Raw genomic sequence first — 14,980 nt, forward strand, 5'->3', positions numbered from 1 at the left:
ACTAATAATAAATAAAAAAGCCCTTTGAAATTTGACGTCGCATTAACGCCAGATTTTCAAGGGCTTTTTAAAAATTTTAGCCAATAAACTCCTTTAAAATAGAATTATCAGGGATGTTAAATTTATCAATTTCTAAAACATGATTTAAAAGATTTAAGAGGCGGCGAGCTTCGGAGTATTCATCTTGTTCGCTGGTAACTTGATTTAGGAGTTCGGTAGCATACTGCTTAATTACCAATAGTTCATAGAGTAAAGAAGTATTAAACATAATGTCGGCATCTTCCTGGTAAGGAAAAATATTTTCCTCTTCACCAGCACGCACACTAGGCCATAGTCTCAGAGTTTCCCGAGCATCATGGGCCCTAAATTGACTATCGCGGACAATGCGACGTAGCAGACGACAATCAGTAGTACGAATACGATTGTAGGGATCTAGGGATATTCCTGTTATGGCACTAACATAGATTTTAAGTTTGTATTCAGCGGCAATACTAGCGGTCAACTGCTCATTAAGAGCATGAATTCCTTCTACTAAGATAGGTTGACCTGGTTCTAACTGAATACTATTACCACGATATTCTGTGCAACCAGAAACAAAGTTAAAGGTTGGAATTTTCACACGTTCGCCACGTAAAATGCGGCATAAATGTTCATTGAAAAGTTTTAAGTCGATGGCATGAATACTTTCAAAATCATAGTCACCATTGCTTTTGCGTGGTGTATGAGAACGACTGAGAAAATAATCATCAATAGATAAATTTGCTGGTTTTAGACCATTAACGCGCAAGTGTATATTTAGTCGTTTGGTAAAAGTTGTTTTCCCAGAAGAAGAAGGACCGGCAATAAGAATAAGTCGCTTGTGAAGGCTGTCGCTTTTTATTTTATCAGCAATTTCGGCAATTTTCTTTTCATGCAAGGCCTCGGAAATACTGATAATATCATTGAATTCTTGGCTAACCACTTTATTATTTAGATCTGAAACTGTATCACACTCAATTAGTTTTGCCCAATTAGAAGCTTCTTCGAAAATATCAGCTAATTTAGTTTGATTTTTATAAGGCTGAAGTACTGTGGGTGCGTGGTACTTAGGGTAGCGAATTAAAATTCCCTGACGATAGGCTAAAACATCAAAAATTTTCAAAATGCCAGTAAAAGGAACTAAGGGAGAAAAAAAGTAGTTAGAAATACCTAGACAGCTATAATAGGTGATTTCATCTTGTTTAAGATATTTTATTAAGCCGATATTTTTTTCAAGATTTAATTTGTGAAATAAGTCACAAGCTTTTTGTTTGGGCATTCGATTATATTCAATAGCGGTATTGGAAGCTACAATTTCTAACATTTTTTCTTTCAACTGGGCGATAAAATTAGCTGTTATTTCAATTTCAGGAGCTAGTTCACAATAAATGGCATCCCCGAGATTATGTTTAGCCGAGAAGTTTAAATTATATTTTAATTGCTTGAGGGCAATTTGTAAAAGCATAATTAAGCTGCGCGAATAGATGCGCATGCCAATTGGTGTTTGCAGTTCTAAAAAACTAATTGCTGTTTGGTCGGTGTCAAGTTTAAAATGAAGACTTTTTTCTTCGCCATTGACAATAGCGGCAACAATAGGAGTAGAAAAACTTGAAGAAAATTCTTGACTAAGTTCTAAGAGACTAGTTTGGCTAGTGATAGTACGGGTAAACGTTTTGTTAATAAGAACGGTTATATTATTCATAAATAGCCAACCTCCAATTTGTTAAAAAGGCTACTTTTAAATTAGTGTTCCCTTGAGTTAGGGGACGAGCATATTTTAAAAGTAGCCTAAATTTTTTATAAAAATGTGAGTGAATTAATTAAGCAAGAGAATCAATAGCTTTTTTAATTTTGCTGGCCATACCTTTTATTTTATTTAAAGGTACAGCACAAACGGCAACTCTAACTCCGCGTGCTAGTGGTACTGCGAAAATATTATCTTCGTGTAATTTATCACAAACAGCATCGGAATTATCAGTTGGAATTGATAAGAAGAAACCAGCTACGTATGGTAACATCAACAATCCAGCTTCTTTAGCTTCAGCGGTGAATAAATCAGCGCGAGCTTTAATCATTTGATAGTAATCAGCCCGCTCTTTTTCTACTGCAGCAAGTAGTTTAGGATCATTGTAAATTGTAGCCAATGTTGTCATACAAGGGCGATTGATATTTGACCAAGTAGCACGACTCGTAAATTGGTTAATATCGTCGAATTCTTTGATTACTTCAGCGCTAGAAGAAATAGCTAGTAGCGCGCCAGTGCGTTGTCCATAAAGGGTAAAGCCTTTAGACATACTGTAAGGTACAAGCACTAAGATATTAGAAGGTAGGTTAGAAAATTTCTTGAAGAATTTACGCACTTCTTCTTTTTCACCAGCAAAATCAAGATAAGCCACATCCACAGTTAAGATGATGTTTTTACCTTTAGCTGCTTGTTCTTTTAAAATATTTAAAACGCCATCCCAGTCATGGTCGCTCAGACTATAACCAGTTGGATTATGTGCAGGAGTATTGATTATTAATACTAAACTATCTTGTTTTTCTAAAATTGTAGCTACTTTAGCTTTTAAAGCTGGGAGATTATACTGCAAGTTATCATCTAACATTTGATATGTATCAAGCTTGCGTAACATATCTTTGCAAAAAACGTTATAAGGACCCCAATACCAGTCAGAAGTTAAAATAGTATCTCCTTCAGAGGTATAATTCCAAACCACATGATGCAAAGCACCAGAACCGCCAGAAGTTGCTACTGCCGAAATATGACCTTCAGGAATAGATTTGCCGAAGGCAGCTACTTTTACACTTTCTAAATAGGCAGGTAGACCAGCAATTGGTGCATAAGCTATTAGGTCATTAGTAGAAAGTTTTCTATAAGTTTCTTCTACTGTTGGTAAGCAAACTAATACTTCGTTTTCATCTAAAATTGCTCCAATTGTAGCATTAGTTACATTTTCTTTACCAAATTGGGCGGCAGCTTTATTAGCAGCAGCACTTGCACCAAAAATTTTATCTTGGGCAAATTTTCCTTTGGCATGGGGAGCAGCGATACTGATTGTCATAATTATAAACCCTCCTAAAAATATTGGTTAAATTTAAAATAACTCGTAGTTATTTATTTACTTCAAAAAGAACACAAAAATTCGCAAATCTGTTTAGAAGTATGTTTATAGTATACACTTTTTGCGAATCGTAGACAATAAAAAAAGCTATTGTTTGCTTGGATAATGAAAAATTATTATGTATATTTACTGTTGAAAATAGGCTACTTCCAAGAAACAGAAAGTAGCCTATTAGTTTATGAAATTAAAGAACTTTTACTTCTACACTGTCTTCCCAAAGACCATGAATATTACAATAACTAAGGGCAATAAAAGTACCGTTAGTGTTTATTTTGGTATTTAGACAAAGACAAGGATTAGTGAAGGTATCGCTTTCGCCATGAGCTGTAAATACAGCTTTACCTAACTCAATTGCAAATTTACCTCCTTCAGGTTTGAAAAATAATTGAACCCATTGGATATTATGTTCTAAAGTGTTAGGATGTGCAATATCCTTACCTACACAAGCTTGAACAGTGAAAAATTCTCCTGCTTTAATCTCCGCAGGTACGGTAATAGCAGGTACGTGTTTTTCTGCTTTCCAGTCGGCAGTTTGAATGCAATCGGCTAATTTCATTGTTTATCCCTCCCAAATTATCATTCGCCTGTAAAATAATACAGGCATCTATCTAAAATACTATCATATTTGAATAGTTTTGTGTAGAATTCTGAAATAAATATTTTTTGGGAATTTGTAAAATAAAACTAGAAATTTTATTGTTATTGTGGTATTATTTTTGTGTAAAACTATTATCCTTTAAATTTAGCACTGAGAGGCTAAAAAGGTGTTGAAATTAATTTTTTATAGTTGTATTTAAATTTCAATTCCCTTTGAGGTCGCTAAGACTTTGAAGGGCTTTTATTTTGCCGTTTTTAAGGATAGTTTAAAATTAAATTTTTAGGAGTGAGAGCCGTGCAAAACAATATTATTCAAGTTGAAGACCGTCCAGCTTTATTAAAGGCAATTCCCCTTAGTTTACAGCATCTGTTTGCGATGTTTGGGGCAACTGTTTTAGTACCATTTTTATTTAAAATTGATCCTGCAATCTGTTTAATGATTAATGGAATCGGAACATTGTTGTATATTTTGCTAACTAAAGGAAAAATCCCTTCTTATTTAGGTTCTAGCTTTGCGTTTATTTCACCAGTGTTAGCGATAATACCAGTTTATGGTTATGCAGCTGCGCAATCGGGATTTATTGCTTTTGGCTTAACTTTTTGTCTGCTAGCGCTATTGATTAGATTGGTAGGAACTAATTGGATTAATGTTCTTTTCCCGCCGGCAGCAATGGGGGCGATAGCTGCTGTTATTGGTTTAGAGTTAGCACCAGTAGCTGCTTCTATGGCTGGCTTGACTGCTGAAATCGCTGATCCTAAAGCAATAACTGTTTCTTTGGCAACTTTAGCTGTAGCTGTTATTAGTTCCGTAGCTTTTAGAGGATTCTTAGCAATAATTCCAGTGTTGTTAGCTGTTATTTTTGGCTATATATTATCTTTTAGTTTGGGACTAGTTGATTTAGCACCGGTTTATGCTGCCCCTTGGTTTAAAATGCCCGTGTTTCATGTACCGGAATTTAATTTACAAGCAATTATAATTATTTTGCCAGCTACTTTGGTTGTTCTGGCTGAACATATTAGTCATTTAGTTGTAACAGGTAATATTATCGGGCGGGACCTAATGAAACAACCAGGGTTAGCACGCTCTTTGTTTGCCGATGGAGTTTCTAATGTGTTTTCAGGATTTTTTGGAGCTACTCCTAATACTACTTATGGAGAAAACATTGGAGTAATGGCAATAACAAAAGTTTATAGTGTTTGGATTATTGGTGGGGCAGCTGTATTTGCGATTATTCTTTCGTTTGTGGGTAAACTTTCAGAATTAATTAGAGGTATTCCTACACCTGTAATGGGCGGTATTTGTATCTTGTTATTTGGAGTTATTGCAGCTTCGGGAATTAGAATGTTAGTAGATAGTAAAGTTGATTATAGTAAAACACAAAACTTAGTTTTAACGGCGATAATTTTGACGGTGGGTGTTAGTGGCGCTAAATTAACCATTGGTACTGTAGCTTTACAGGGAATGGCTTTAGCTACTGTGGTTGCGATAGTTATGAGCTTGGTGTTTAAAATTTTCGAGTATCTAGGAATAACTAAATCTTTGCTAGCTAAGTAATAAAGAAATTACTGAAAATTAGTGTCAAATTAAAAACTTTTATTACAAAAAATAAATAAAAAAGGATTTTTGCTTTTGGTGTAGAATACTATCATTAATAGAAGTTGTAATCTAAAATTATTAACTGATTTCAACACTAACTATCCAGAGAGGATGTGTGACTTATGATGGTAAACGTTAAAGGTAGAAACATTGAAATTACTCCTGCTTTAAAAGATTATGTAGAAAAACGCGTTAGTAAGGTTACAAGATATTTTTCAGATATCAAGGATATTAGTGCTTTATTAAAAGTAGAGAAAAATAAACAAATTGTTGAACTAACTGTTAATGCTGGTTATGTTTTACTTAGAGCTGAAGAAGGCACTAAGGATATGTATGAAGCGATTGATTTGGTAGTGGAAAAAATTGAAAAACAAATATCTAAACATAAAACTAAATTAACTAGACGCTTTAGAGATAGTGCTAGTTTTAAAAGTGAGTTAGTGGTTCCTTCTAAACAAGAAGAAGCAGATAATGAAGAGTTTAAAGTAGTGCGAAGCAAACGTTTTCCAATTAAACCAATGTCTATTGAAGAGGCAATTATGCAAATGAACTTGCTTAATCATTCCTTCTTTGTATATATTGATGCGGAAGATGATAGTATGGGAATTGTTTATAAACGTCACGATGGAAATTATGGTTTAATCCAACCTGATATTAAAAAGTAAATAAAAAAATTACTCGCCCGTTAGAAATCATAAAGATACTAATTGGGCGAGTTTTTTTGTATGAATAAAAGCCTAAATAATCTTTAGTACAGGAAGATTAGGCTTGCTTTGTTTTTGACTTTTACAGACCTTTCTGTTACAATAAATAATTAGCAAACTATTGAAAAATAGCTGTTTTTACGAGAGTTAAACAATAGATAAAGATGATGAGGAGTGGTTTTTTTGCTCGGTTTTTTAAAGAAATTATTTGGCGACTCTAATGAAAAAGAATTAAAGAGAATGCAAGTTTACGTAGATAAAATAAATGCTCTTGAGCAAGATATGATTAATCTTACAGATGCAAAGCTTATTGCAAAAACTGATGATTTCAAGTGGCGCTTAGAAAAAGGTGAAACTTTAGATGAGTTGTTGCCTGAGGCGTTTGCAGTAGTTCGAGAAGCTTCAAAACGTGTTTTAGGGATGCGCCATTTTGATGTACAACTTATTGGTGGTATTGCTTTACACGAAGGTAAAATTGCAGAAATGCGAACTGGTGAGGGTAAAACTTTAGTATCCACTTTAGCTGCTTATTTAAACGCACTTTCAGGTAAAGGCGTGCATGTAGTTACGGTAAATGATTATCTAGCTAAACGTGATAGCAATTGGATGGGTAAGTTACATAAATTTTTAGGTATGAATGTGGGCTTAATTATGCAAGGAATGGATTTTCCAGAACGTAAAGCTGCTTACAATGCTGATATTACTTATGGAACTAATAATGAATTTGGTTTTGACTATTTAAGAGATAACATGGTTATTTATCCAGAACAAATGGTACAAAGACCTTTGAATTTTGCGATTGTTGATGAAGTGGATAGTATTTTAATAGATGAAGCGAGAACACCATTGATAATCTCTGGTCCAGGGGAACGCTCTACGGGCTTATATAATGTTTTAGCTGAAGTTGTAAAAAAATTAACTATTGAAGAAGATTATAAAATAGATGAAAAAGCTAAAACCGTAGCGCCAACGGAAAGCGGGATAGCTAAAGTTGAAAAAATGATGAATATTACCAATATGTTTGATGGTGAAAACATTGAAGTTTCGCATCTGTTTAATCAGGCTTTACGGGCTAAAGAATTAATGCGTAGAGATCGTGATTATGTTGTAAAAGATGGTGAAATTGTAATAATTGATGAATTTACAGGCCGGATGATGTTTGGTCGTCGTTATTCAGATGGATTACATCAATCTATTGAAGCTAAGGAAGGTGTAGTTGTTGAACGCGAAAGCCAAACTTTGGCGGCAATTACTTTTCAAAACTACTTTAGAATGTATGATAAATTAGGCGGGATGACTGGTACAGCAAAAACAGAAGAACAAGAATTTCAAAATATTTATGGCGTAGATGTTTTAGTAATTCCTACGAATAAACCTTCGATGCGTAAAGATTTGCCAGATGTTGTTTATAAAAATAAACGTGCTAAATATAAAGCAGCGATTAATGAAATTACGGAATTACATGCAAAAGGGCAACCAGTATTGGTGGGCACTACTTCTATTGAGCAATCTGAAAATCTTTCTAATATGTTAAAAAAGCAAGGCGTACCACATGCAGTATTAAATGCTAAACATCATGAAAAAGAAGCGGAAATTATTGCTAAAGCCGGTCAAAAAGGAGCGGTTACCATTGCCACTAACATGGCTGGTCGTGGGACTGACATTGTACTAGGTGAAGGTGTAGTAGAGCTTGGGGGCTTACATATTGTAGGTACGGAACGCCATGAAAGTCGTCGGATTGATAATCAATTGCGGGGTAGAGCGGCACGTCAAGGCGACCCTGGCTCAACTCGTTTCTATTTATCTTTAGAGGATGATTTGATGCGTTTATTTGGCTCAGATAGTATCTCTAACATCATGGAAAAATTGGGGATGGAAGAAGATGACCCAATCGAACATGGTTTAGTTACGAAATCTATTGAGCAGGCACAAAAGAAAGTAGAGGCACATAACTTTAGTATTCGGAAATATGTTTTGGAATATGATGATGTTATGAATCAACAACGGGAAGTAATCTACGCACAACGTAAGAAAATTTTAAGAGAAGAAAATCTTCCAGAAAATATTAGTGGCATGATTAGTAAAGTCGTAGAGCGGACCGTGGAAATGTATGCTCCTAAAGAAGTTTATCCCGAAGATTGGGATTTGGTAGCGATGATTGCTTATGCTGAAGAATATTACATGCCTACTGGTAAGTACACCCCTGAAGACTTAGGTAAATATAGCCGTGAAGAGCTTGGTGAATTTTTGCAGCAAGTTGCTGATGATAATTATCAAGAGCGCGAAAATGCCTTGGGCGAAGCAACCATGCGTGAATTAGAAAAAGTAATTATGTTAAAGATTGTGGATCAAAAGTGGATGGAACATCTAGATGCGATGGATATGTTGCGTGAAGGCATTGGACTTAGAGCCTACGGACAAAAAGATCCTTTGGTGGAATATAAATTTGAAGCTTATGATATGTTTCAAGCCATGATAGATGCTATCCAAGATGACATTGTTAAGTATCTATATAAAATTAATTTTTTCAGCCAGCCGCAATTAGAAGATCACTTAGCTGAAGCAGAAACAGTACATGGTGAATCTCAAGAAGAAATTAAAAAAAAACCAATAGTTAATAAACATGATATTGGGCGAAATGATGATTGTCCCTGCAAAAGTGGCAGAAAATATAAAAACTGCTGTGGAAAAAACAAATAAATTTGGTTAGGTGGAGCAAGTGTTATTAGATGATTATAAATTAGAATTAGTTAGCTTAAGTAATAAAGCCAAGCAACTTAGGAGGTCTCTTTGAAATTGCTAGCAAAATAGAGCGAATAGAGCAGCTAGAATATGAAATGGGCCGACAAGATTTTTGGGATGAAGTAGAAAAGGCCCAGAAAATTGCTCAAGAATTAAATGCTCTAAAAAGCAGCGTTGACCTATTTGCTAAGTTGGAAAATCGCTTAGAAGATGCCAATGTTTTATTAGCAATGGCGCTAGAAGAAGATGATCAAGAACTAGGTAAGGAAATAGCTTGTGAGGTAGAGAGTTTGCAAAGTGATTTGCATAATTTAGAGTTGGCCACTTTGCTTAAGGGTGAGTACGATAAGAGTAATGCAATCATTACTTTACATGCAGGAGCAGGCGGAACCGAGGCTCAAGATTGGGTACAAATGTTGTTGCGAATGTATGGACGCTATGCTGAACGAGCTGGTTTTAAATTGGAATTATTAGACTATTTGGCCGGCGATGAAGCTGGTGTTAAAAGTGCAACTTTGCAGATTAATGGCTATAATGCCTACGGCTATCTAAAGTCGGAAAAAGGTGTGCATCGGTTAGTGCGTATTTCTCCATTTGATGCTAATGCTAGACGACACACTTCTTTTGCGGCTGTGGATGTGATGCCAGAGGTAGCGGACAATATTGAAGTTGTTATTAATAGTGCTGATTTGCGTATTGATACTTATCGAGCTAGTGGAGCAGGTGGACAGCATATCAATAAAACGGATTCTGCGGTACGGATCACACATATACCCACGGGAGTTGTAGTGCAATGTCAGAGTGAACGTTCCCAGATTCAAAATAGAGAACGCTGTATGCGCTTACTTAGAGCAAGGTTATTTGAATTGGAATTAGAAAAACAAGCTAAAATTCGCGACGGTATTGCCGGAGAATATCAAGCTATAGAGTGGGGAAGTCAAATTCGCAGTTATGTTTTTCATCCCTATAATTTAGTTAAAGATCATCGTACAGGCGCAGAAACAGGAAACTCTCAAGCAGTCATGGATGGTGATTTAGATATTTTCATACAAGCATATTTGCGCAAGGGATAGGTGGAGAGGTTCTTGCAATTAAAAAAACAGAACATATTTTTATATGTATTAATTATTGCAGGCTTGGCTTGCGCATTGCTGATAAATTTTCAGCGTCATAAAGTTGAGCAGGCTAACAATCAAGTTGAAATGCTTATGGAATATGAAGACCTGCTAAAATTAGCTGCAAATACTGGTCATAGCTCTAGAGAGACTTTGGCTGATTTCAAAGCTAAGGGTATTACTAGTTTAGCGGTTTATGAAACAACTTTAGAAAAATTAGTAGCCAAAGGCACAGTAAGTGTTTTAAGTAATGGCGAAGTTGCAAATTGGCAACGCTTAGATTTAGATGCACGCTTGCCTTGGGCAAAGAACTTAACTAAGGAACAATTGTCGGAAACTGGTGTTTATGTTATCGGTGAACAGGGTGTTCACTGGCAAGAACTAGTAGCAGACGTACAACAAAGATTTGCAAAAAGCAAAATAATTGCAGATGGACAAAAACCAGTATTGTTTATTGCTGGTGACTATAAGAGTATTATTGAACAGCACTTGGGCTTTTCAACTCAAGAAATGCAAGCAGTAGTACAAGCTGGTTTTTATTTAACCGTAAGGCCAACTAACTATCAAAACGTGAACAAAGAAAATATAAATCACGTTTTTGCACGCCTAGATGCCGCTAAAGTGCCAGTTACTTCGATGTTATTTTCGGGGAAACAATCTTTGGGAGCTGAAGCTGAGTTAGAGTTAACAGCGCAAAAATTAAAAGAACGCCATATTACCTTGGCTATGACAGAACATATTGTTCAGTTGCAATTTGCACCAATGGCGGGGATCGAAAAATTAGCAAAAATGCTAGATTATAATGTAGCTAGGCTATATGTTATTGATCCTGCTGAACAAAAGAAAATTTCAGTAAAAGAAGCGGTACGCAGATTTGCTTTGACTGATGAAGAACGAAATATTAGAGTGAATTTTTTGAAAACCTTTGAACAAGCAGAGTTAGATCAAGATTTATATGCAATGAACCTTGATTACATAGATCAAATTGCTCAAAAGGTTCAAGCGCGTGGTTTTGCTTTAAACAAGGCGGGCGTTTTTAGTGAGTTTTTTCCTAGTAAATTGTTGTTGATTCCGATAATTGCAGGTGCTGTAGCCGCTTGTGTGTTGTATTTAAGCTGTTATTGGCAGTTTTCTTATTATAGACAAAATTTACTGGCCCTGATATTGACGGTGATATTAAGTGCTTTGTTGTTGATAACTAATGGTACTAGCGTGCGACAACTGATTGCATTTGCTAGCGCTGTAGTTTTTCCAACTCTGAGCATGTTGTATATTATAACCATTTGGGATAAAACACAACAACCGTTAAAAAGTTTTGCTAGGATTTTATTAAATGCTAGTGGTCAACTAAGTTTAGCGGTGACCTTGTCGTTAATTGGCGGTATGTATTTGGCTGCTATCTTGAGTGATTTGAGATTCTTTTTGGAATTAGATATCTACCGCGGCGTTAAGCTAACTTTTATTATGCCAATTGTTTTAGTGGCCTTGTATTATGTTTATAAACATAATTTGTTTAATAACAAGAGTACAAAAGCTGGATTTGCTGGTTTATTGAGCCAATTAAAAACATTTTTGAATTATCCAATTTATGTGAAGAGCTTAGTTGTTGCGGGAATATTATTATTTGTAGCTTGGGTTTTTATTGGTCGTTCGGGACATACAGCTGGTGTACCTGTGCCAGCAATTGAAGTCAAGTTGCGTCTTTTTTTAGAAGAAGTAATGTATGCCCGTCCACGTGAAAAAGAATTTATGGTCGGACATGTTGCTTTCTTTTTAGCAGCTATCGCGAGCTATAGATTTTATCCGCGAATTTTAACTTTTATATTTGTGTGCTTGGCTACTATTGGACAAGGATCTTTAGTGCAAACATTTGCACATATGCGAACTCCAGTTGTTATGTCGGTGATTAGGGCTTTAGATGGCTTAGCATTAGGGATAGTTTGCGCGGTATTAGTTAGTTTTATTTTTAATATAATTTACCCCTATGCAAAAAAACTGGAAAGTGAGTTAAATACCGATGAATAGGGTATTGATTTCAGGCTATTATGGATTTGCCAATGCTGGAGACGAGGCAATGTTATCGGCCATTATAGCCTCACTAAAAGATATAAAGTCTGATATTGAGATTGTGGTTATCTCTGGTAATCCAGAAGTTACTGCAAAAGCATATAATATAAAAGCAATTCCGAGGTTTAGTTTTTGGCAAATTTTAAAGCAACTTTGTAAAGCTGACTTGCTTATTTCAGGCGGTGGGAGCCTATTGCAAGATATAACTAGTGAACGGAGTTTGTATTATTATTTGTCGATTATTCAAATGGCAAAAATTTTAGGCAAAAAAGTAATGCTATACGGACAAGGCATTGGCCCATTGCAAGGCAGTTTGGCAAAGAAAATTACAGCTTTGGTTTGTAACCAAGCAGATTGTATTACCGTGCGTGACGAAGGATCTGCTTTAGAACTAAAGGCTTTGGGCTTAAAACAGCAACAATTGTTTGTTACTGCTGATCCAGTCTTTGCGATGCATGCTGTTAGTAAAGATTTAGGACAAAGAATTTTAAAAAAATATAATTTTAAAGGGGCTAAGCCTGTAATTGGAATTTCAGTAAGACAATGGTTAAAATTAGAAAATTATAAGTATGTATTAGCTAAAGTTGCTGATTATGCTGTGACAAAATATGATGCGCGAATAGTTTTTTTACCAATGCATTATCCTCAGGATTTGAAAGTGTCACAAGAAATTGCCGATCTGATGCTACATAAGCAAAGGGCGTTAGTTTTAGAAGAATTGTATAGTACAGAAGAATTTTTGTCGGTGATTGGCAACTTTGATTTATTAATTGGAGTGCGGTTGCATGCACTAATATTTGCCGCGGTTATGCAAGTACCAATAATTGGAATTTCTTATGATCCCAAAATTGATCGATTTTTGCAAGGGGTGCAAGCTACTGCTGTAGCTTGTTTAGACACTTTAAGTCTAGATGTTTTAATAGAAAAAGTGGATGCTGTTTTGCATAATATCGAGCAAGAAAGGCAGATACAAAGCACTTGTGTCAAAAAATTGCGGGAAGCAGCACAAGAAAACGCACAAATTGCTATGGATTTGTTACTTAGAAAATAAATATGTTAAAGATAGGCTACAAAATTTGGCCTATCTCTAACTTTATAATAACGATTTAGCGTAATTTTAAGGTGGTGTGAATGTGATAAAGTTTCAAAGTGCCAGTGAGTGTGTCCGTTACTTTTATAATAGTTATCTAATTGAGCGCAATCATGAAAATCTAGCTGTAATTTTAAATGAAAAAAGTAGTTTTTTTGGAACAAAATTAATGGAAGTTGCCAGTTGTTATGAAGAGACAGTTGAACTATTACATGGACGAAATAATACTGAGGCAAAAAATTTTGAGGTGAAAGAATTATGGCTAACTGAAACACCACTTAGCCAAGAAATATTTTTAGTAAATGGCGAGTTGGAATTAACTAATACAGCGATGGGTAACCTTGACTTGGAGGGGAAAAATCGAATCCGTTTGACAGCTATTTGTAAAAAAAATGCAGATACTGCAAAAATTACGCATTTTCATTTATCCGTACCAGAGCAAGGGGTTGCTAGTGAGCTACTAAATCCTTTGGCGGAGTTACTAAAAAAGAATAAACAGTTAGAAGATATTTTATTAATGCAGACGCAAGCTCTTGAAAAACAGGCGCAATTAGATGTGATGACCAATATTTTGAATCACAAAGCAATAGTAGCTACTTTACAAAACATGACTACGACAGAAAAGTGTAAGTATAAAGAGTTAGCAATTTTAATTATTGACATTGATGATTTTAAACTAATTAATGATTCGCAGGGGCGTGCCGCTGGCGATGCAGTAATTTTGGATCTGGTGGCTTTAATTCAAGATAATATTCGTCCCAGTGATATATTAGGTCGTTATGGTGGGGATGAATTTATGTTATTACTACCGAATGCAGATCGCAAACAGGCTAAAATTGTGGTAGAGCGGCTTAAAAGAGTAGCTTTAAATCGTAATTTCAAAGATTATGATGGGGTGGTTAGTGTTAGCATTGGTTGTGCACAGTACGAAACTGGTAAAGATATCGAAAATCTTATCAAAGAAGCAGAAGAAAACTTGGAAAATGATAAAAAAGATAAATTGTACTCTTGATATTTAACTATTATCTGAGGTGAGATAATTATTCTTACCTCTTTTTATTTTAAAAGACAAATAAGTTTGGGTGAAGTCAGAATTCAAGGAGAAGATAATGCTATTACTAACAACAATTATTACAAGCCTACTAATGATTGGTTATTTATGGGTTGTGCGAGAAGAGAAATTTACAACTAAGAAAATAGTTATAATTGGAATGTTTAGTGCAATGTCTTTTGTTCTTTACCTTATTCAGTTTATAAAATATCCACAAGGTGGTGGAATAAGCCTATTTTCTATGTTACCAACCTTGGTATTAGCAGTTTTATATGGTTATCGTCTTGGTTTAACAGCTGGCTTGATTTTTGGTTTACTTAAGTGTTTAAACGGCGCAGTAATTGTTCATCCGGTGCAATTTGTTTTGGATTATTTGCTAGCGAATATGGCGTTAGGGTTAGCGGGAATTGGTAAAAAAAATAATCGAGTGAGTCTATTTTTAAGTGCTTTTTTAGCTATGATGTTAGGTGTATTTTTTTTGATTGTGTCTGGAGGCGTTTTTTTTGCCGAATATGCACCTGCGGGTATGAATATTTGGTGGTACTCATTGCTGTATAATATGTCTTCTGCAGGTATAGAGAGTCTGTTAACGGCGATAATTTTCACCTTTATTCCGTTGAAACGCTTGGAAAAAATTTTAAATTTATCGAAAAACAGCTAGTGAGTGAGAATTAAAATGCATTTTATTTATAAAAAAATATTCTGAGATGGCAAAAGTCCTGTAAATAATGTTAAAAAAGTAACATTATTTACAGGACTTTACTTTTTGAAGAATAACAATGCATTAATATTTAATAAAAATGTAGAAATAATTAAAAAAAACTATTGCATTTTTAATATATTTTGCTGTATAATTAGGGCTACAAATTCTTGAAAA

At 35.0% G+C, this 14,980-nt stretch carries 11 protein-coding genes; 8 read left to right on the forward strand and 3 right to left on the reverse strand.

Annotated elements, in window-relative coordinates:
• Positions 1 to 76: 76 nt before the first annotated feature.
• The 3 genes from SUCMO_RS0103480 to SUCMO_RS0103490 all read right to left on the reverse strand — a co-directional run bounded on the left by SUCMO_RS0103480 (position 77) and on the right by SUCMO_RS0103490 (position 3,696).
• Positions 77 to 1,720, reverse strand: a complete 1,644-nt coding sequence (locus SUCMO_RS0103480; RefSeq protein WP_019879089.1) for a nucleoside kinase — start codon at positions 1,718 to 1,720, stop codon at positions 77 to 79.
• A gap of 118 nt (positions 1,721 to 1,838) precedes the next feature.
• The gene (locus SUCMO_RS0103485; RefSeq protein ID WP_019879091.1) at positions 1,839 to 3,080 is read right to left on the reverse strand and encodes a pyridoxal phosphate-dependent aminotransferase; all 1,242 of its coding nucleotides are present in this window, start codon (positions 3,078 to 3,080) and stop codon (positions 1,839 to 1,841) included.
• A gap of 244 nt (positions 3,081 to 3,324) precedes the next feature.
• Positions 3,325 to 3,696, reverse strand: a complete 372-nt coding sequence (locus SUCMO_RS0103490) for a class II SORL domain-containing protein (RefSeq protein ID WP_019879092.1) — start codon at positions 3,694 to 3,696, stop codon at positions 3,325 to 3,327.
• Positions 3,697 to 4,032: 336 nt separating this feature from the next.
• Here SUCMO_RS0103490 and uraA point away from each other — a divergent pair, with 336 nt between their 5' ends.
• The 8 genes from uraA to thiT all read left to right on the forward strand — a co-directional run bounded on the left by uraA (position 4,033) and on the right by thiT (position 14,764).
• A complete protein-coding gene (gene uraA, locus SUCMO_RS0103495; protein ID WP_019879093.1) occupies positions 4,033 to 5,292 on the forward strand; it encodes a uracil permease in 1,260 nt (419 codons plus the stop codon).
• Positions 5,293 to 5,456: 164 nt separating this feature from the next.
• Entirely contained in the window at positions 5,457 to 5,999 is a 543-nt protein-coding gene (hpf, locus tag SUCMO_RS0103500; RefSeq protein ID WP_019879094.1) for a ribosome hibernation-promoting factor, HPF/YfiA family, read from the forward strand.
• Between the two features lie 222 nt (positions 6,000 to 6,221).
• Positions 6,222 to 8,738: a preprotein translocase subunit SecA gene (gene secA, locus SUCMO_RS0103505; protein WP_019879095.1), complete on the forward strand. Its 2,517-nt coding sequence runs from the start codon at positions 6,222 to 6,224 to the stop codon at positions 8,736 to 8,738.
• A gap of 19 nt (positions 8,739 to 8,757) precedes the next feature.
• A protein-coding gene (prfB, locus tag SUCMO_RS0103510; RefSeq protein ID WP_245539344.1) for a peptide chain release factor 2 occupies positions 8,758 to 9,853 on the forward strand; the annotation gives its coding sequence in 2 pieces (ribosomal slippage) (positions 8,758 to 8,829 and positions 8,831 to 9,853; 1,095 coding nt in all).
• Positions 9,854 to 9,865: 12 nt separating this feature from the next.
• Entirely contained in the window at positions 9,866 to 11,920 is a 2,055-nt protein-coding gene (locus SUCMO_RS0103515; protein ID WP_019879097.1) for a DUF5693 family protein, read from the forward strand.
• Positions 11,913 to 13,013, forward strand: coding sequence for a polysaccharide pyruvyl transferase CsaB (gene csaB / locus SUCMO_RS0103520; protein ID WP_019879098.1), 1,101 nt, complete (start codon positions 11,913 to 11,915; stop codon positions 13,011 to 13,013). The genes SUCMO_RS0103515 and csaB overlap by 8 nt, the downstream gene beginning before the upstream one ends.
• Positions 13,014 to 13,095: 82 nt before the next feature.
• Positions 13,096 to 14,064, forward strand: a complete 969-nt coding sequence (locus SUCMO_RS0103525; protein WP_019879099.1) for a diguanylate cyclase — start codon at positions 13,096 to 13,098, stop codon at positions 14,062 to 14,064.
• Between the two features lie 97 nt (positions 14,065 to 14,161).
• Positions 14,162 to 14,764, forward strand: coding sequence for an energy-coupled thiamine transporter ThiT (thiT, locus tag SUCMO_RS0103530; protein ID WP_019879101.1), 603 nt, complete (start codon positions 14,162 to 14,164; stop codon positions 14,762 to 14,764).
• The last annotated feature ends 216 nt before the right edge of the window (positions 14,765 to 14,980 follow it).

Source organism: Succinispira mobilis DSM 6222, from assembly GCF_000384135.1.
GTDB lineage: Bacteria > Bacillota > Negativicutes > Acidaminococcales > Succinispiraceae > Succinispira > Succinispira mobilis.

What these genes read in the sequence shown, in the direction of transcription:
- thiT (WP_019879101.1), top strand. Translation starts at nt 14,162, where the DNA reads ATGCTATTACTAACAACAATTATTACAAGCCTACTAATGATTGGTTAT.
- SUCMO_RS0103485 (WP_019879091.1), bottom strand. Translation starts at nt 3,080, where the DNA reads ATGACAATCAGTATCGCTGCTCCCCATGCCAAAGGAAAATTTGCCCAA.
- SUCMO_RS0103480 (WP_019879089.1), bottom strand. Translation starts at nt 1,720, where the DNA reads ATGAATAATATAACCGTTCTTATTAACAAAACGTTTACCCGTACTATC.
- SUCMO_RS0103490 (WP_019879092.1), bottom strand. Translation starts at nt 3,696, where the DNA reads ATGAAATTAGCCGATTGCATTCAAACTGCCGACTGGAAAGCAGAAAAA.
- hpf (WP_019879094.1), top strand. Translation starts at nt 5,457, where the DNA reads ATGATGGTAAACGTTAAAGGTAGAAACATTGAAATTACTCCTGCTTTA.
- csaB (WP_019879098.1), top strand. Translation starts at nt 11,913, where the DNA reads ATGAATAGGGTATTGATTTCAGGCTATTATGGATTTGCCAATGCTGGA.